22 protein-coding genes are annotated in these 18434 nt (G+C 46.4%); 7 read left to right on the top strand and 15 right to left on the bottom strand.

Annotated features, from left to right (window positions below; all coding sequences use genetic code 11):
- Positions 1–72: 72 nt before the first annotated feature.
- From psbV2 to QUA90_RS04580, 7 genes are all read right to left on the bottom strand, one after another.
- Positions 73–570 (bottom strand): photosystem II cytochrome PsbV2, encoded by a 498-nt coding sequence (gene psbV2 / locus QUA90_RS04550; protein WP_333323693.1) that lies wholly within the window; start codon positions 568–570, stop codon positions 73–75.
- Positions 571–724: 154 nt separating this feature from the next.
- Positions 725–1213, bottom strand: coding sequence for a photosystem II cytochrome c-550 (gene psbV / locus QUA90_RS04555; protein ID WP_333323695.1), 489 nt, complete (start codon positions 1211–1213; stop codon positions 725–727).
- Between the two features lie 145 nt (positions 1214–1358).
- The gene (locus QUA90_RS04560; protein ID WP_333058460.1) at positions 1359–1550 is read right to left on the bottom strand and encodes a translation initiation factor IF-2; all 192 of its coding nucleotides are present in this window, start codon (positions 1548–1550) and stop codon (positions 1359–1361) included.
- Positions 1551–1934: 384 nt separating this feature from the next.
- Entirely contained in the window at positions 1935–2885 is a 951-nt protein-coding gene (gene accD / locus QUA90_RS04565; protein WP_333323697.1) for an acetyl-CoA carboxylase, carboxyltransferase subunit beta, read from the bottom strand.
- A gap of 139 nt (positions 2886–3024) precedes the next feature.
- Entirely contained in the window at positions 3025–3237 is a 213-nt protein-coding gene (locus QUA90_RS04570) for a hypothetical protein (protein WP_333323699.1), read from the bottom strand.
- A 61-nt stretch (positions 3238–3298) separates the two neighbouring features.
- A complete protein-coding gene (locus QUA90_RS04575; RefSeq protein ID WP_333444059.1) occupies positions 3299–4129 on the bottom strand; it encodes a prepilin peptidase in 831 nt (276 codons plus the stop codon).
- Positions 4130–4422: 293 nt separating this feature from the next.
- Entirely contained in the window at positions 4423–4683 is a 261-nt protein-coding gene (locus tag QUA90_RS04580; protein ID WP_190663573.1) for a hypothetical protein, read from the bottom strand.
- Between the two features lie 88 nt (positions 4684–4771).
- Between QUA90_RS04580 and QUA90_RS04585 the strand changes: the two genes are divergently transcribed.
- Positions 4772–6349: an adenylate/guanylate cyclase domain-containing protein gene (locus QUA90_RS04585; RefSeq protein WP_333444061.1), complete on the top strand. Its 1578-nt coding sequence runs from the start codon at positions 4772–4774 to the stop codon at positions 6347–6349.
- A 243-nt stretch (positions 6350–6592) separates the two neighbouring features.
- On the opposite strand, the gene QUA90_RS04590 is transcribed toward QUA90_RS04585, so the two are convergent.
- The 4 genes from QUA90_RS04590 to QUA90_RS04605 form a co-directional block, all read right to left on the bottom strand.
- Positions 6593–7102, bottom strand: coding sequence for an N-acetyltransferase (locus QUA90_RS04590; protein ID WP_333385894.1), 510 nt, complete (start codon positions 7100–7102; stop codon positions 6593–6595).
- A gap of 237 nt (positions 7103–7339) precedes the next feature.
- Positions 7340–8356 (bottom strand): tetratricopeptide repeat protein, encoded by a 1017-nt coding sequence (locus tag QUA90_RS04595; RefSeq protein WP_333385891.1) that lies wholly within the window; start codon positions 8354–8356, stop codon positions 7340–7342.
- A 232-nt stretch (positions 8357–8588) separates the two neighbouring features.
- Complete coding sequence (locus QUA90_RS04600) at positions 8589–8855, bottom strand: hypothetical protein (RefSeq protein WP_333323710.1); 267 nt, start codon at positions 8853–8855, stop codon at positions 8589–8591.
- Between the two features lie 105 nt (positions 8856–8960).
- A complete protein-coding gene (locus QUA90_RS04605) occupies positions 8961–9218 on the bottom strand; it encodes a hypothetical protein (RefSeq protein ID WP_333444062.1) in 258 nt (85 codons plus the stop codon).
- Between the two features lie 297 nt (positions 9219–9515).
- Here QUA90_RS04605 and QUA90_RS04610 point away from each other — a divergent pair, with 297 nt between their 5' ends.
- Complete coding sequence (locus tag QUA90_RS04610; protein WP_333444064.1) at positions 9516–10448, top strand: LysR family transcriptional regulator; 933 nt, start codon at positions 9516–9518, stop codon at positions 10446–10448.
- Between the two features lie 157 nt (positions 10449–10605).
- Here the strand turns inward: QUA90_RS04610 and QUA90_RS04615 are convergent, their stop codons facing one another.
- Together QUA90_RS04615 and QUA90_RS04620 are read right to left on the bottom strand one after the other, a co-directional pair.
- The gene (locus QUA90_RS04615; protein ID WP_333444066.1) at positions 10606–10944 is read right to left on the bottom strand and encodes a hypothetical protein; all 339 of its coding nucleotides are present in this window, start codon (positions 10942–10944) and stop codon (positions 10606–10608) included.
- A 51-nt stretch (positions 10945–10995) separates the two neighbouring features.
- Positions 10996–11919 (bottom strand): AraC family transcriptional regulator, encoded by a 924-nt coding sequence (locus tag QUA90_RS04620; RefSeq protein WP_333444068.1) that lies wholly within the window; start codon positions 11917–11919, stop codon positions 10996–10998.
- Positions 11920–12107: 188 nt separating this feature from the next.
- Between QUA90_RS04620 and QUA90_RS04625 the strand changes: the two genes are divergently transcribed.
- The 3 genes from QUA90_RS04625 to QUA90_RS04635 are packed head-to-tail and all read left to right on the top strand — an operon-like array spanning position 12108 to position 14167.
- Entirely contained in the window at positions 12108–12875 is a 768-nt protein-coding gene (locus tag QUA90_RS04625; protein WP_333444070.1) for an SDR family oxidoreductase, read from the top strand.
- Between the two features lie 29 nt (positions 12876–12904).
- Complete coding sequence (locus tag QUA90_RS04630) at positions 12905–13420, top strand: carboxymuconolactone decarboxylase family protein (RefSeq protein ID WP_333444072.1); 516 nt, start codon at positions 12905–12907, stop codon at positions 13418–13420.
- A gap of 9 nt (positions 13421–13429) precedes the next feature.
- Entirely contained in the window at positions 13430–14167 is a 738-nt protein-coding gene (locus QUA90_RS04635) for an SDR family oxidoreductase (protein ID WP_333444074.1), read from the top strand.
- 149 nt (positions 14168–14316) lie between these two features.
- On the opposite strand, the gene ispD is transcribed toward QUA90_RS04635, so the two are convergent.
- Positions 14317–15009: a 2-C-methyl-D-erythritol 4-phosphate cytidylyltransferase gene (ispD, locus tag QUA90_RS04640; RefSeq protein ID WP_333444076.1), complete on the bottom strand. Its 693-nt coding sequence runs from the start codon at positions 15007–15009 to the stop codon at positions 14317–14319.
- A 172-nt stretch (positions 15010–15181) separates the two neighbouring features.
- Between ispD and QUA90_RS04645 the strand changes: the two genes are divergently transcribed.
- Complete coding sequence (locus tag QUA90_RS04645) at positions 15182–16144, top strand: glycosyltransferase family 9 protein (protein WP_333444151.1); 963 nt, start codon at positions 15182–15184, stop codon at positions 16142–16144.
- Between the two features lie 102 nt (positions 16145–16246).
- Here QUA90_RS04645 and QUA90_RS04650 read toward each other — a convergent pair whose 3' ends face one another.
- Entirely contained in the window at positions 16247–16609 is a 363-nt protein-coding gene (locus tag QUA90_RS04650) for a TRADD-N-associated membrane domain-containing protein (protein WP_333444077.1), read from the bottom strand.
- Positions 16610–17059: 450 nt separating this feature from the next.
- Between QUA90_RS04650 and QUA90_RS04655 the strand changes: the two genes are divergently transcribed.
- Positions 17060–18433 (top strand): helix-turn-helix domain-containing protein, encoded by a 1374-nt coding sequence (locus tag QUA90_RS04655; protein ID WP_333444080.1) that lies wholly within the window; start codon positions 17060–17062, stop codon positions 18431–18433.
- Position 18434: the final 1 nt, after the last annotated feature.

Here is an 18434-nt window from a genome sequence, read left to right on the forward strand (position 1 = left end):
GTTAAAACAGGCGCGATCGCGCAGTCGTATCGCCTTCTTCCGAGTAATTTACCACTTTTTGGCAGTGGCAGTTCAACTCTCAAAATTCTCCACGCCCCAGCCCGGAGCTTTCTGAGCAGCCCGGATCACAAAAGCCGCTAAATTTTCAATCTCAGCCTGTGGCATCCAGCTTTCCGGCACTTGGCGGCACCAAAAAGTCTCCTCAGTACCGTCATAAGTCATCGGTTCTCTCAGATACGCCACCAGACTATTGATGTTGTTGCGGGGAGGCGTTGCCCCTTTGAGGTCAGCCAAAGACAGAGATATCGTCGGATCGGGCAAATTAGCTCCTCCGACGTGACAATTCAGGCAATTTTGCTCGAACAATACCTTGCCCGCAGACAAATCCTGAGCCGAAAACAAGCGAGTATGTCCCTCAGAGTCCAACTCCAGAGCCACAGGTTCGCTGGCTTGTAAATACCTATTCACGTAAGAATCGGCAGCAGCCAAAACAGGTTGAGGAGCCAACAGCACGGGCAAAATAATTAACATCCCCAACAGAAAGCAGACAAAAGCACCACGACGCAGCATGAGGGACTACAACCTTTTGCGATAATCAATGAGCCGGAGGTAAATTTTAGATTTCAGATTTTAGAGTGAAAAACGACCAGCCAGCAATTATTCCCGAACTTCAGCCATCTCCCAATCCAAAATCCAAAATCTAAAATTTAAAATCTAAAATCGATTAGCGAGCGCCTTTACCACCAGCCCACTGCTTGGAGACAATTTTCGGCTGCAACAGAATGTGACCGGCAATCGCGTACAAATCCTCATCCGAGAGATTTCTCATCTCAGCGAAAATATCCGCACTCTTCATGCTCGGATGCAGTTCCGAAATTTCCTCAAACCCGTCATAAGTGGTGGGATTTTTCATAAAGTCCACCAGCGACTCAATATTATTCCGGGGCGGGTTGGCCAAAGCCAGAGTTTCCGGGCTCAAATTCACGTTCGGGTCAGTTTTTGTCATGCCCGCAGCGTGACATTGAGCGCAAGCCGAATTGAACAGGCGTTTGCCTTGCTGAACTTGTTTGAGGCTCAGCACCACTGGAGCACCCTTGTCATTCAAAGTCACAGTGCGAAGTTCAGGACTCAGTTCAACAGCCATCGCACTGCTGACAAATAACTGAAAGCTCAAGAATACAGCGGTCAGAGCAATGAAATATCTTTTAAGCATGGTTCTCCTTAAAAAAATCCGGCAAATTATTGAACGCTAAGAGAGTATAGCTGGCAAACAGATTTGTGTTCAAAATTCCCTCTTTCTGCAACAACGGGCGAAAGTTTGTGCAGCCATACCTTTAAAGGTAGAGGAATTTTGCGATCTAATCTGCAAGAAGTTTTGAGTCGCGCCTTTTTTCGAGAGTGGACATAATTGCCTTAACATCCTCCAAAGCCAAACGGGTTTGAGGGTGCTTGTAGGCAATTTCCAACTCATCGCACAAGCGGATCACTTCTTCAACAGGGACGTTGAAGTCCTCTGCTATTTCTGCGATGGACAGGTCTGCAAAACCCATAATTTTTAGGTCGCTGACAGGTCAAAATTGAGTTGACGGCTATTAACTGAAAGCCGGACAATTTTAGAAAGCGCTGTTAGCTTGTTCTGTTAGTTTGTTCTGAGATTTTGTTTGATCTATCGCAAGCTAACTAACCGCTAACTGCGACTAGGCATTTTTGCCCAGCCTAACTTCAGGGCCAATCAACTTCCGATCAATATCATCCCACTGCTGCGTCGTTATTACCAATAGGAGTTGCGCGGGCGGGGCTCAAAACCCGGTGTCTGCGTGAACGTCTCGTTACCAAACTCAATATTGTGGGTAGAAGCCGGGTTTTTCGCAATTCCTCAGCAATTTCCCTCTGTGCCCCGCACTCACCAACAGACAATCATCCGGCGCAGCAGCTTAGGGAGAAAGTTTGAAAGCGTGAGTCTGCGGGGGCAAAGCGTGACTCTCACTGGCTTCGAGGGCGGGGAATTCCGAGTCTGCCAAGAAAGGCTGGGGCTGGTGGAGGCTGATGAGCTGACCGAGAGTTTTCTTTAATTGAGTCCGGGGTACAATCAAGTCTACAAAACCGTGGGCGAAGGAGTATTCGGAAGTTTGATAATTTTCCGGCAGCTTTTCCCGCAGAGTTTGTTCGATTACCCGGCCGCCGGTAAAGGCCACAGTAGCTTTTGGCTCTGCAATTATAATGTCTCCCAGCATGGCAAAACTGGCGGTGACGCCACCGGTGGTCGGGTGGGTCAAAATCGGGATGTAAAGCAGTCTCGCTTCCCGGTGGCGTTCCAGAGCCCCGGAAATCTTAGCCATTTGCATCAAGCTGAGCATTCCTTCTTGCATTCTTGCACCACCGGAAGCGCAGACAATGATCACGGACAAGCGTTCCCGCGTGGCGTGTTCGATGAGGCGAGTTAGCTTTTCTCCGACAACTGAGCCCATGCTGCCGCCGATGAACTGAAATTCCATGACTCCGAGGGCGACGGGCAAATTTTCTAGTTTGCCGATGCCTGTTTCTACGGCGTCTAGGTGGCCTGTTTTTTCTTGAAATTCTCGGAGTCGATCGCTATATTTTTTGCGATCGCGAAATTTCAGGGGATCTGTGGCGTGCAGTCCTTCGTTAATGGGTACCCAGGTATTGGGATCGATCAACTGCTCGATGCGATCGTCACTGTAAACTCTGATATGATGCCCGCATTCCAAGCAAACCATTTGATTTGCTCGCAGGTCTTTGGTATAACTCAGGGCATCGCAAGCTTCGCATTTATTCCAAAGTCCGTCCGCAATTTCTCGTTCCGGCCGTTCTTGGGAGTTCGGTACTGATTTTCGTCGATTTGCAAACCAATCAAATAGAGACATTAAAACTTGGTAATTGTTAACTGTTAACTGTTGACTGTTGACTGTTGACTGTTGACTGTTGTTATTTGTGAGTTGTTAGCTGCTACCAATAACTAATAACTAATAACCCATAACAACTGACAATAAAGAACAGACTTGACTACTGACTATTGTCCTCAATGGGACTGATGAGGAGCGATGCTGTTCGCTGGTGTTCTGGAAGAACTTGCAGGGCTGTAGCACTTCCAGCACCCAAATAAGATGCTATGCCCAAGTCTACAATCCGGGCCGGGATTTCATGAGCTGCTAGGAGCTGCTGCATTAATTCCGCTTCCCAACGAAAGCTAGTGGTTTTAAGTGTAATCCAAGACACGGAACAATTTTACCAATTTTTGAGACAATATTATGTTCGATCGCGCCTGACTACCTGCTGATCAGAAACTAAAATTCGGGAAAAACAACTGCAAGTAAGTAGATAAGATCGCTTCGCCCCACAGAGCAGTAATTGCTGTACCGAGAGCCAGAAACGGGCCGAAAGGCATGGGTTGACGCCGATCGAGCCAGCCCAGGGCGATCGCCCCACCACCAACAAAAGCCCCGGCGACACAGGCAATAAATCCCGCTAGCAGCAAGTATTTCCACCCCAGCCAAGCTCCCATCAAGGCGGCTAATTTGGTATCTCCAGCGCCCATAGCATTCTGTCCCAGGCCGATCGTCCCGGCGAGTCCGATAGCGTCAAACAGCCACAACCCGACAACTGCTCCCGCGATCCCATCGAGTACCAGATAGTGTATCGAGTCGATCAAACTAAATGTCGGCCACAAACCTTTCGCCATTTGGAAAACCAATCCGAGCACCAAACCCGATCGAGTTAAAGAATTAGGCAAAGTCATTGTATCGCAATCTATCAAAGACAAAGCCAACAACCAGCTAAACAAAGCCCAAAAACCCAGAGTTTGCACTGTCACCCCAAACCGCCAGAAGATTAACAAAAACAGCAAACCCGTAGCTGCTTCCACCAGCGGATAGCGGACAGAAATCCGACTGTGGCAGTGATTGCAGCGTCCCCGCAGCCACAGCCAACCGAAAACGGGTATATTTTCGTAAGTTCTGAGTTGATTTAAACATTTGGGACAGCGAGAAGGAGGGTTGATCACCGACAAACCCGCAGGCAACCGATAGACTACCACATTTAGAAAGCTGCCAATAGCCGCTCCGACAATAAAGACGATCGCCATGACAAGGCAATTAAAGATAATTTCCATTAAGTTGACTGTTCACTGTTGACTGTTCACTGTTGACTGGGGTTATGTATCACTTGTTACTTCTCAATAGTTAGTTGTCAGTTGCTAGAGCCTGTACGGTCAATTACCCATCATAAAAGGTATTAATAGTCAAGAAGGCAAGTTTTCATAAAATCCTGAAAACATGGCTCTTCACTAGAAACCTATTTTAGTGCGAGCGTTCGAGCGGACATAATATTAGTGACTAATTACCAATTGCCAATTCCCACTGCTCAATTATCAATTACCAATTACCACCAATGACCAATTAGCAATTAATACATTTGAGATTCAATTTCGTCAAAAGTAACAAAACGTTCACCGGGCAATAAAATCGGCTGCGAAGCAAAAATTACCTGGCCTCGATCGCTTCCTTGACTGACAACTACACCCGCCGGACGCTGCATCTGATCGGAATGCACTTTCAGATACATACCATAGGCAGAGCGAGCAGCTCGGATCAAATCGGGAGCTAGCAAGCTGTGACTTTCGGAAGTTTCTATAGTGGGTTCTGGGTTTGGCTGATATGGAGTCACTGGAAACTTATCATAATGGTATAGGTCGAGTTACTGGTGTGGGCTCTCGATCGATAGAACTTACCCTATTTTTTAAGAATAAACTTAGGTGGAAATTATTAATAGATTAACCTACAATCCTCCCTTGGCTGCGATCGAACTGCGACTGCGATCGCTCCTTTCGGCTCAACTGTACGCTGCTGCGTGGGTAGATCCGTCCCCCGCAACGCTAATGGGGGTTTTCGAGCACCTGCGAACTCTGCGCTACATCCTCAACGACTACGTGCCCCGGCCCGTGTCCGAATCTCCACCCAACCCGGGCGAGGTGCGCTACCAGTGGCAAACAGGCACCTTGCTGTTCACGGATTTGGCAGGGTTTACCTCGCTGTTGGAAGCGAACGCGACCCAGGGGCGCAAGGGAGCTGAAAGCCTGCTGGGCGTGATTAACGACTATTTTGCCTCGATGATTGAAATTGTCAGCAAATCGGGCGGGGATTTGCTGGAGTTTACCGGAGATGCGATGCTGGTGCAGTTTCTGTCAGGGGTTTACCAAGAGGATACAGCGAGGGCGGTGCGGGCGGGTTTGCGGATGCAGCGGGCGATGGCTGAATTTGCCAATATTGAAACGGCGCGGGGTGTTTTGTCTTTGAGGATGCGGGTGGGCATCCACTGCGGGCGCTATATTAGTGCTGACATCGGTACCCCGCTGCGGATGGCTCACGTACTGCTGGGGCATTCAGTCCAGCAAGCCAAGCAAGCTGAGGGTTCTGGGACTGTGGGGCGGGTGTGTGTGACTGAAACTGCTAGAGAGTCTTTGGGAGAGCAATTTCGTTTTGAACCTGGGAAACAGGGTTATTTTTTGGTGGCGGACGATTTAACGGACGATCGACTCGGAGAGTATGATATCACTTTGACTGGGCGGCGGATGCCGAGTTCGGTCTTGCTCGATCGCAGCGTGGCGGGCTTGGTAAAAGAAATCGGGGAAGCTGTGAATCGGCTTGAACCCCTTGCTAGTTATATTCCCAAAACTATCCTGAGACTGCTGGTGGAAAATGCAGACAGGCGGAAAATTCCGCCGGATTTTCCTGAACCGACGGTGATGTTTGTCAACTTGATTGGTTTACCAGAGTCTGTGGACAAAGCTTCGCTGGAGGAAGAAGTCAATCTGATAGTGGCTTTTTCTCGGGTGTTTGCGTCGATTGATGCTGTAGTGTCAGCTAAAGGGGGCGTGTTGCAAAAAGTAACGGCGCACTTAGACGGTTCGGATATGCTGATTTATTTTGGCGTACCTGACGCTCACACAGATGATGCCAGCCGCGCGGCTAGTGCGGCGATTGCGATCCGAGATCTGATTGTAGGTTGGCCTCTGGTAATTATCGCGGGTGAAGAAGTAAAAGTAAGCTGTCAAATTGGGCTGTCGCGGGGGCCGGTGTTTGCTGCTGAGGTTGGGGAACCGCGAGGGCGTAGGGAGTTTAATATCCTCGGCGATACGGTGAATACGGCGGCTCGGTTGATGAGCAAGGCGGGGGAAAACCAAATTTTGATTGCTGAAAGGGTGTATGAGTCGATCGAGCTAAACTTTATTTGCGAGGCTTTGGGATCTCTTGCTCTGAAGGGGAAATCTGCTCTGACTCCGGTTTTTGCTTTGCAAGGTGCAAAAGGAGAGAAGGGAAAAGGGGGCGTTTAAATAACTTTGCTGGGTAATAGTTGTACAACTTTTATGGTTCACAAAGGCAAGTACAGCACAACCATTTTCCACTGTGAATACTAAATGTTATTTTTATAATTTTTTACGAGAGATCACGATAAAAACCGCCACTGCGTCAGATCAGTTCCGGTTGCATCGGAATGATTTAACCGCAGAGAACGCAGAGAACGCAGAGGGAAATCAGAGAGAGATGAATAATTCCGTCCTTCATCGGAATTAATATCACTCGCATAGACTAAACTCCGATCGATACTTCACCGTGCCGCTGCAATCCTGCAAAGCTCCACTTTCTAACTCCAACACCATAAACGCTTCATCGGGCACATCATATTCACATTTTAAGCTCTTTCTACTAGCAGGAATAAACCCAAAACGCGGATAAAAATCTGGATGACCAAGCACAACTACTGCCTGAAATCCCGATCGCCCGCACTCTTTTAAACCGTGCTGGATCAGCAGCGTTCCTATACCTTGCCGCTGATAGTTGGGTAGAACTGCGACTGGCGCCAACCCTAGAATCGACAAATTCCTGGAACATTTTCCTTCCACGACAACCGGACTGAAGAAAATGTGTCCGACAATGCGATCGGATTGTACCGCAACGAAGGAAAATGTAGATGCAATTCCCCGCAATTTATCGACTAAGTTAGCCTCATTTTTTCGCCCGAATGCCGCAATATTAATGTTGCCAACAGCTTCTACATCTTCTGGCTTTTCGGTACGGATATCCATAGCTTAGATTAAGTGTTGTGCAGCCGCTCTGGCATACCAATTACTACAGAAACTGTTTCTATCTTGCGATCGCGATATTAATCAAATTATAGCGCCCCTGAAGCCTTGTTCCTCTTTTTTAGTTATATACTTTTGGCAAGCAATTATACAACGACTTGCAGATGAATGTCAAATCATCGCCAAAGTTGATCGCTTCCAATCTTCACGCCCGATGCGGAACAGCTTAACTCTCTCTCCTTATTGCGGTACAAGCTGACTGGAAGACAATCGCTTAATGCCCTCCATCGCTGTAGTTTCTCCGGCTTTGTCACCGCCCTCACGAGCAATTTTTAAAGCTTCCTCGTAGGATTCGAGAGCTTGAGCATTTTGACCGAGACTTTCATGAATTGCGCCCATATTGTTGAGCAAGCGTCCGATACTTGTCTTGTCACCGATTGCTTCTAACATCGGTATTGCTTGCTGAAAATATATCAGCGCTTGAGTATCTTTGCCGAGTTTGCGGGAGGTAAGTGCCATGTTGTTGAGGAGGCGGCCGACGCCAGCCCGGTCTCCGATTTCCCGGCGAATTGCTAAAGCCTGGTGGTAAAATTCCATCGCTCTATTAAAGTCGCCGATGTTGTAGTAGACGCCGCCCATATTATTGAGGGTACGGCCTAAATCGCGTTTATCGCCCGATGCCGTGCGAATCGTCCGCGCTTGCTGATAAAATTCGATCGCCTTGGCGTAATCTACCTGTTCTGCGTACACGGCCGCGATGTTGTGGAGGGATTCTCCAATTTCAATTTGGTCGTCGGTAGTTTTGGCAAGTTCCAAAGCTTGTTGGTGCAGTTTCATCGCTTCGGAAAAATTGTCCCCAATCCGGTTGACGAAACCTATGAGATTGAGAGTGCGCGCGGTACGACGCCCTCCGCTGATTTCTCGGTGAATGACTAAAGCTTGCTGCAGAACTTCCAAAGCTTTGGGCCTCAAACCCATTTCGCCATAAACTTCCCCCATATTGTTGAGGGTTTCTCCGATTCCTGCTTGGTCGCCGAGTTGCTTGCGAATTGCCAAAACTTGCTCAAAAGTCTCGATTGCTTCTCGAAACAAACCCTCCCGGTGCTGTTTTACTCCTGTTTCAAAGAGTTCGTCTGCTTGCGTTTTGGGGTCAGTTGCCTGAGCGTGATCGATCGCTTGGGCGCGCCTCGCATTTATAATTGGGGCATAAGCGCGGGCGTCTGAAATTGCCAGCAAGCTGAGTGCGGGCGATAACACAATACTTATAGCTGCGAGATAGCTGAAGTGATAAGAGCGGCAGTGCACCGATCGAGTCCTCCAATAGCTAAGTGATAACTATTAAGATAGAGCTTTTTGGGGTGTTCCTGCCGAATTTTTTCTCAATCCCTAGGTTCCGATACCAGTTTCAAAAAAGAAGGCAACTGTAGACCCGTGCTTCAAGCCCATACATAATCAGTCGTTCCCAATTCTTCAATCCAAAATCTAAAATCTAAAATCGCATGACTGGGTTTTTGTCTTGCCAGACGGCCATAATCAGCGGCATATTGTTGAGAGCGGATATGACAGCAAAGTTTTTGCTGGGTGGAAGCGATACTTTTTCAGAACTTTGCAAGATGATGTCCTGTTGGTCAACCGTGATCCAAGCAATTCCTGACAAAACTTGAATTTCTCGATGAGTTTGAGGCAATCGGTATACCTCGTTTTCCATCAGAATAATGCGATCTGGCGCTGCACATTCGGAAGATATTTGAAGCATAGCATCTCCTACTTGGTAATTGGTAATTGCTAATTGGTAATTGCTAATTGGTAATTGCTAATCGAGGGCTGTATTTCACTTCATTTCCACGCAACCCACACACTACTATTGGCAATAACGCCGATCAATCCAAGCGCGCATTTCATCATCCGTTGCCACACAGGTAGAGCGACCTGTAGCCCGATCGCAACCGTGCCACCAAGTGTTACCATAGCGATCGCACGTCTGCCAAATTCTCAGTTCGTCCTCACTAGAAATGAGGTACAGCAAAAACTGCCCAATTTTTTTGATAGCTGAAAAGAGAGATAGCCCTTTATATTTTTCGGATGGTTTAGCTCGATCGGCTATCAAAAAAAACATCATTATTCGGGGGTTTATGCGACTGTTGTAAGTAGACATAGCCAACACCTTAAAGTGATAACTCCTACAAAAAATGCACCAATAAAATTATAAAAAATAGCTGTTAACGGCAATAATTTGATTGCAATTACAGCACAATATTGTTGTCGTGCAAGCCCTGTAAAAGTCTATCTGTTACCTGATAAATTAACCTTAACTCTGCGGCAATTGACAATCAAAGCATTGCTTGCATAGGTTGTATGAATAAAATCGATATATCGAAGGCCTTGTGACAATTTGGATACTACTGGCACAAACGCTATGAACGAAATCAATACGCGGCGGATGAAACTCTCTCAAATTCAGGCTTTGATAGCTGTAGCAGACTGTGAAAACTTTAGCGAGGCCGCTTTGCAATTGGAACTGTCCCAATCCGCCGTCAGCCACGCCATCGCCTCTTTAGAAACAGAATTGGGAGTGCAATTGTTCCACCGGGGGCGACACGGTGCTCAACTGACGCCAGTGGGGCAAAGGGTAGTGAGTCACGGGCGTCAAATAGCCTGCGCCTTAGAAATGATGGTCAAAGAAGCGGATTTAGAAAAAGGTTTGCAGGGAGGCCAGGTACGGATAGTTACTTTTCGGAGTGTCGCAACTCATATCCTACCGGGTATTATTGCTAAATTTCGCAGTTGCTTTCCCAAAATTACGGTTAGCATTACCGAAGTTTATTATACCCAAGCTGTGGAAGAGGCTTTGCGATCGGGCAAAGCAGACATCGGCTTTGTCTCTCTTCCCATCTCCGATGAATTTGAAACTAGGGAAATTTTGCGGGACAAATATCTGGTTTTGCTGCCGCCGAAGGCGCAATGTAAAAGTGCTAAGATTACCTGGGAAGAATTAGCGGCTTATCCGCTGATTTTGCAGCCGATAGAAAATGCTTGTTCGATACCGCTTCGCAAGTATTTGACAACTGCAGAATTTCCCATAAATATCGGTTACGAACTCAGCGAAGATTCAACGATTGTCAGTATGGTGATGCAAGGTTTGGGTGCAGCTATTCTGCCCCGTTTGGCCGCGGAACCGATACCGTCTTCGGTGAAAGTTTGCAGTTTACCGTCGGATTTTGAGAGGGTAATTGGGGTGGCTGTTTTGAGGGATGGGCTGTTAATTCCCGCCGTGTTTGCGTTTTTGGATTTAGTTAAAAGTGCCGCAGAGGTTGATAGTGAGGGTGAGTTTCCGATTAATCCTTCATGAGAAACCTAAGTCAGTTGTTATTGGTTATTGGTTAGATTGGGATATTTTAACCACAGATATCAGCGGATGAACACAGATGAACGCGGATGGGATTTTATCTGCGTTTATCTGCGTTCATCTGCGGTTTAAAAAAAATGGCCTAAAATAGTGCGATCGCTTATTTACTGCTAATGCGCTTAGCCACAAGACTAGAACTGTCGCCTTGGTGGAATTTGATTCGACCATCTACCGAGTTTTTATCTTTTAATTTTAGCCAACCACTACCGGATGCAGGATCGCATTCGTCATTACCGTCCCATGTAAACTCAAATCGCTCATCCTTTCCATCTTTGACGACTTCGCCGTCAATGTCACCTGATACTAAACCGAATTGAAATTCTCCCGAACCTGTAGGCTCAATCTCGATATAGGCTTCAACTTCCATGTCCAAGTAATCACTATCCCACATTGCCATCTCTGTGATCCGCCATTTACCGCTATATTGCATTCCTTTCATCCTCCACTTGTATTAACGGTCACAAAACCAATATAGTCGAAACAGTTACGCTCAAGCAGTACGCAAACGCTCAATATCTTTAATCGGCGGCGCACCGAACATCCGAGAATATTCGCGGCTGAACTGTGAGGGGCTTTCATAACCCACCTGATACGCAGCATTTGTGGCATCGGCATTTTCGGAAAGCATCAGGCGACGTGCTTCTAATAGTCTTAATTGCTTTTGATATTGAAGTGGACTCATCGATGTCACTTGCTTGAAATGGTGATGAAAAGATGAAGGAGACATATTGGCTTGTCCTGCCAAATCCTCAACACGCATCGGTTTTACAAAATCAGTTTTAATCAGTTTGAGTACCTCAGCGATGCGCTGCATATTGCTGCCAGATGTTGCGATTTGGCGGACAGCTTCGCCTTGTTCGCCTATTAAAAGACGATAATAGATTTCGCGGATAATCATCGGTGCCAGGATAGGGATATCCTGCGGTCTATCCAAAAGTCTTGTCAGTCTGAGGGCGCAATCGAGCAACGGTGCATCGGCGGTGCTGACGAACAAACCTCTAACAGAGTTTTCTTTCTTATTTGCACTTGGGTTGGTTTGGGCAGTAATAATGTCACAGAGTTGGCGTGGATCTAAATTCAGCTTTAATCCTAAATACGGCTTGTCTGGGGTAGCCTCTACAACAAATCCGTTAATAGGTAAATCAACAGAGATCACAAGATATTGAGCCTCGCCATAGCGATAGGTTTCCTCACCCAGCAACGCTTCTTTTTGACCCTGAACAATGATGGCGAGAAGAGGTTCATAAACACCATGTAGTGCTGCATAAACTGAAGATTCTCGCGTCAATTCCAGCTTATCTATAGCTGTTTTATGCAAACCGTTCCCCTTGCCTTCAGTGTGCCGAGTTACTAATGCCGCCAATTCTTTACATTGATTAGCGATCGCATCTTGGTTTATTACTTGGTTGAGCATTTCAATTGCCCTGCTAGTTTTTTGATTGATTTAACCATTTCCTTTTGCTAATCATAGAGCATCTTGAGCCATTCAGAAAATATGGCTTTGGAGGATTAGGCAATAAATTGCGAGGTCTGTGTATTCAAAACCCTTGCTTTTACTCATAGGATGAACACATCTGAATGAAACAGTAAAAGGATAAGGCAATGACGAACAACCAGACAAAAATCGCATTGGTAACAGGGGCGAGCCGAGGACTTGGCAAAAATACCGCTTTGACCCTTGCCAGAAAAGGAGTCGATGTCATCGTGACATATCACAACAGCGATGAGGATGCCAAAAATGTCGTATCTGCGATCGCCGATCTCGGAGCTCAAGCCGTTGCACTGCAACTGGATACTTCAAACACTAAAACCTTTGACGGTTTTGTGGAACAAGTCAAGCAGTCACTTCAAGATAAATGGCAGACAGAGAATTTTGATTACCTCGTGAATAATGCTGGTGTTGGTGTTCATGCGTCTTTTGCTGATACCACCGAAGATGATTTCGATCGATTGATGAATATTCATGTAAAGGGCGTTTTTTTCCTCACGCAGAAACTTCTGCCTTTGATAAATGATGGAGGACGGATTGTCAATATTTCGTCGGGACTTGCCCGTTTTGCTCTACCGGGCTATGCAGCTTATGCAAGCATGAAGGGAGCGATCAAAGTTTTGACCCGATACATGGCTAAGGAATTAGGACACAGACAGATTGCTGTGAATGTGGTAGCCCCAGGCGCAATTGAAACGGATTTTAATGGCGGTGCGGTGCGTGACAATCCTGAGATTAACAGCTTTATCGCTTCGCAAACTGCCTTGGGTCGCGTCGGTATGCCTGATGATATCGGCGGTGCGATCGCCGCTTTACTATCCGAAGACAACAGATGGGTGAATGCACAGAGAATCGAAGTCTCTGGCGGTCAGTTTCTGTAATTCAAACTAATCTCAACAGAAGGGAAATCATGAAGGGAAAGTTTTTAGCTTTAACCGTAGGGGTAGTTTTAACTTTAACCATAGCGGGAGCAATTTTTATTGCTTCACCTATGGAAGCCCAAAAAACAGTTCCGCAACCTTCACAAACGCTGACACGCCAAGAGCGTGGCGAAAGAGTTGTGAATAGTCTTACGGGTGGAAAAGGACTACCACCGCATTTTGAACAGCTTCAAAGGGATTTCCCAGAACTTGCCGACATGACTCTCAAATATGCGTTGGGCGATATCTGGGCGCGTGAGGTGCTGGACAATAAAACCCGTCAGCTTATTTCTCTGGCGGGATTTGCCGCACAGGGCACGATGCCGCAGTTCAAACTTCATGCACAATATGCTCTCAATTATGGAGTTACACCACAAGAACTGATGGAAGTCATTTATATCACCACCGTGACATCAGGTTATCCCCGTGCCTTGATTGCAGCAGGAACTCTCAAAGAGCTATTCCAAGAAAACCAAATCAAATTCCCAGTAACATCACAAAAATAGGAGATTTCAATGTCTAACTTAAATGGCAAAGTCATCATTATCACTGGAGCCAGTAGTGGAATCGGTGAAGCCAGTGCTAAGTTGCTTGCTAAAAAGGGCGCAAAAGTTGTTTTAGGCGCACGTCGCACCGATCGCCTAGAAGCGATCGCCAAGGACATTCGTGCGGAGGGTGGAACAGTCGAATACCAGGCTCTAGATGTGACGCAACGCAGTCAAATGGAGGATATCGTTCAATTTGCCCAAAGTAAGTTCGATCGCGTAGATGTCCTGATTAACAATGCTGGCATCATGCCCCTATCCGCACTCGAACAACTGAAAGTTGAGGAATGGGATCGCATGATTGATGTCAATATCAAAGGTGTTTTGTACGGCATTGCGGCGGCACTTCCTGTCATGAAAGCACAAAAGTCTGGTCAGATTATTAATCTTTCTTCAATTGGCGGACACGCGGTTTCTCCTACTGCTGCTGTTTACTGTGCTACTAAATTCGCCGTTAGAGCCATCTCAGAAGGCTTGAGACAAGAAGTTGGGGGCGACATTCGGGTGACGGTGATTTCTCCTGGAGTAACCGAGTCTGAGTTAGCCGAGAGCATCACTGATGAAACTGCAAGATCGGGAATGCAAGAATTCCGCAGAATAGCTATTCCTGCTGCTGCGATCGCGCGATCGATTGTATTTGCGATCGAACAACCTGACGATGTTGATGTTAGCGAAATTATCGTCCGACCAACAGCCAGCCCTTACTAAGTAGGTCAATTTAATTAAAGCTAAAAGGCGAGGGTTATTAGATACCCAACTTCTTTAAAAAGTCGGGTATCTGGGTATTCTGAGTTTTTATGAGGACTTAGTTAGCTTACAAATTCCCATTGCCAATTCCCAATCTTCCCTTACACAATTTAAAACTTTTCCCCGTATCTCTGCCGCAAAATAAATTCAGCTAGTGCTAAATCTACGGGTGTTGTGACTTTCAAATTCGTCTCTTCTCCCTCCACAATTTGCACTGGTAAACCGCATTTTTCAAACAAAGCCGCATCGTCGGTTACTTCCCAACCTTTCTGTCGCCCTTCTTCGTGACACTGCTTTAACAATTTAACTTCAAATCCTTGGGGAGTCTGGGCAGCCCACAAATTGCTTCTGTCTGGGGTGTCTCGCACTATCCGACGCTCATCTACGACCTTAATCGTATCCTTGACCGGGACGGCTACAATCAAGCCTGGACAGGTCAAGAGGGCCTCTGCCGATCGATCGAACAATTCAGCAGTTGCCAAACACCTGGCGCCGTCGTGAATCAAGACTCGATCGGCATTGGGCGGCAAAGCCTGCAAACCGTTGTAAACTGACTCTTGCCTGGTGGCGCCTCCTTTAATCAGTTCCACGGGCTTAACCAAAGATAAATCGCTCAGAATTGCTTTAAAATCAGGAAAATCGTCTGGCTGGCCCATGATGCCAATCCAGCTAATGTGCTGCGAAGCTTCAGCCGCAGCCAAAGTCCAACTCAGCAAAGGTTTTCCCAGCAAAGTCAGCAGCAGTTTGTTCCGCTGACTCCCCATCCGTCGCCCCGAACCCGCTGCAGGAATTAATAAGTGCATTTACTAACCGTTTTTAACCCAACTAGATATATATAATAAGAGCGTCCTGTACTTTTGAGTCAGTTGTTTAGCTGTCAGCCAGTAGCTTTTAAGGTCTAGAAATACTATAAGCTGATAGTTGAGAGCCGATCTCTGAGAGCTACCTCGATCAATAATAGCCCGATCGTTTATGATGCGAATACTAGCACTTGTCCCTGGCGGGATTGGCGACCAAATTTTATTTTTCCCCACTCTTGATGACCTCAAGCAGTCTTATCCCGACGCGCAAATTGATGTCATTGTCGAACCGAGGGCAAAAAGTGCTTACCGAGTCTGCAAGTCTGTTAAAGAAGTCTTAACTTACAACTTCAAAGACCGCAACGCGATGGCGGATTGGGGCAATTTACTGGGCGTAATTCGCGATCGCGAATACGAAGCAGTGATTTCCCTCGGCCAGCGGTGGACTGTAGGGCTGCTGCTGTGGCTGACCGGCATTCCGCAGAGAGTTGGCTATTCGGGAACCAACGGCGCTCGATTTCTCACCGCTGCGGTACCGCTGAAAACTGAACAGTACGCGGCTTCAATGTACCACGATTTGCTGCAAGGATTCAACATTACAAATCCTTGTCCGGCGATCGCAATTAATGTACCAAAACAGGACATTCAGTGGGCGGAAGCCGAACAGCAGCGGTTGGGGGTAAAAGAAAGCGGCTACATTCTAATTCACGGCGGTTCCAGTCAATTAGCTGTGTCTAAAGGTATTGACAAAATTTACCCTACAGACAACTGGAAGCAAATTATCCAAGACTGTCAGCAGCGGCAGCCTAATTTGCCCGTTGTTGTTGTGAAAGGCCCCGAAGATGCAGAGTTCGTGGCAAAGTTAGTCGAGTTATGTCCGAATGTAAAAGTTATCTCGCCGGATGATGTGGGCAAGTTGGCCGCCACCATTGCTGCTGCTAATTTGATGATATGTACTGACAGTGCGCCGATGCACTTAGCTGTGGCGGTTCAAACTTATACAATAGCTTTGTTTGGCCCGACTGAACCGGCGAAATTGTTGCCAAAGAGCGATCGATTTTTGGGCATTAAATCTCCTACTGGCAAAATGGCGGACATCTCTCCTCAAGATGTTTTGAAGAAGGTTTGGGGCGGCTAAAAACTAGGATATCTAAGTCAGGACACGGCAGTGCCGTGTCCCTACAATTTAGGTGGTTCCCAGGCAGAGCCTGGGAACCCATATCTAGAGGCTCTGCCTCGCTTATCGGGGCTTCACAGGAGGCAGAGCCTGGGGACGAGGAATCATTTTCCGTGATTCCTCTTTCGCTCTTCGTTTTTCAACAAGCTCCATCATCTCCTGTAATTCCTTCTTTTTTTGGTTGGCAAACCGAGTGGCGGCAACAGTTGTCACTCCTCCCGCGGCAGTAGTGACAGCACCTTCCTGAACTTTATTAGCATAAACAAGTCCCACACCTACGAAAGCAAGAATTGCCGATGTACCGATGACGGTAAGGGCGACATTGTAGCTTTGGCGAACTTGCCGCAGCAATTCTTCCAGTATTTCTTCTGCAATGTCGCTATAATCTTCATCAGGTTGCGAGTTGCCGAATAAGTTAAAATTCATAACTGTTTTCTCTCCAAAATAGTGATATTTTTTTGTTTCTACAATTACTCTACCGAAGCAAACAGCGAGACTCAAGGGCAGATAGGGCGAGTTTTAACTTGCGATATGCCCTAATTTTTGGGGCAGATAAGGCAGGAGATTACAACCTATCTGCCCTAGACAGACAGAAATATTTAAATATAGAATGTGAGTGCGATCGGAGTTACGGATGAATAATCATGAAATCTCGCGGCCGCTAGCCCCCATGCTGTTTCATTCCCCCGAAATCCGCCAGGAAATGAATTTCCTGGCTAATAGCAGAAGTCGGTTGCAACCGACTAAAATACTAATTTTCAGTCCTATGCAAGAGGACTTTTGTTCTGAGACAGGGAATTCATTCCCTGTCGGAGTGTCGGATCATCGAATTATCGAATTAACTGAAAAACTAACAACCATAGCTAAAAACCTACTATGCGCCAATCCGATAAGGTTCAATCGAGTGCAACTGGAAAAATCAAGCTCAAAGAATCCTACAAGCAAGCTAACCTGACGATAGAACAACTTGCAGCAAAAGCTAATGTTTCCCAGGACACAATTAAGCGCTTACTCGGTACAAAAGAATGTATTAATGGTGTAGAAAGACGGCAAGTTACCCAGATAGCTAAAGCATTAGGAATAGAACCCACAGATATTGTTGACCCAAAAGATTGGAATGCCGAAAATACGCTGCCACCAGAGTTTGAATCACTCATAGCAGAAAAAATTAAGACTTTTTGCGGTCGCCGATTTGTTTTTGATACTTTTCAGCAATTTATCAGCGAAAATCCTCACGGTTATTTTACAATCATCGGGGATGCGGGAATGGGCAAAAGTTCGATTGTTGCTAAATACGTCTCGGAACATAAATTTCCCTGCTATTTCAATATTCTCGTCGAAGGCCGCAACCGACCAGAATTGTTTTTGAAGAGCATTCGCCAGCAATTAATTGACCGCTATGAATTGCAAAATTCAGCAGATGCGGATTTACCGACGTTACTGGCAAAGGTGGCGGGAAAACTCACTTTGGGCGAACGTTTGGTAATTGCAGTTGATGCACTGGATGAAGTCGAACAAGAAGCGGGAGAAAATCTTTTATATTTACCGACAACTCTGCCAGATCTGGTTTATTTCTTGCTGACGAGGCGACCGCATAACCTCCATCAAAAGAGGCTGTCTGTATCTCCGGGAGTTCCAGTAAAAGAGTTAGATTTAAGAGACAGCGAGTATGTTAATTTCAATCAGGATGATATCAAAGAGTATATTCGGCATCTGCTATATACCGATTCTCAGTATAAAGATGAACTGAGAAACTGGATTCAAATCCGTAGCATTCCCGATACAAATTTTGTCGAACAAGTGGCAAACAAAAGCGAAAATAATTTTATGTATTTGCGCTATGTTTTGCCAGCAGTTGCTAATGGCGATTACAATGACTTAAGTTTAAAGCAATTGCCAGACGGGCTGCAAGAGTATTATCAAAACCACTGGGTGCGGATGGGGCTGGAAGCTAAGCCCGGGCAATTGATGGAGATTGTCTTGTATATTTTGTTAGAGATTGGCACGCCGATTCCCTGCGAGATGATTGCTGGAATTGCTAAGGAAGATGAATGCGACGTAGAAGCGGTTTTAGATGAGTGGGTGGAGTATTTGAAAAAGCAGAATGTAGACGGAGAAATCTGCTACGGCATCTATCATGCTAGTTTCCTTGACTTTCTGAAAGACAAACGGGAGATGGATTCAAAGCGGAAGCTCTTTCGGGAAGTAAATCAACGGATTACTGAGTATTTAGAAAAGAGGATGGCGTGAG

The sequence above is a fragment of the Microcoleus sp. D3_18_C4 genome (assembly GCF_036702355.1).
Lineage (GTDB): Bacteria > Cyanobacteriota > Cyanobacteriia > Cyanobacteriales > Microcoleaceae > Microcoleus.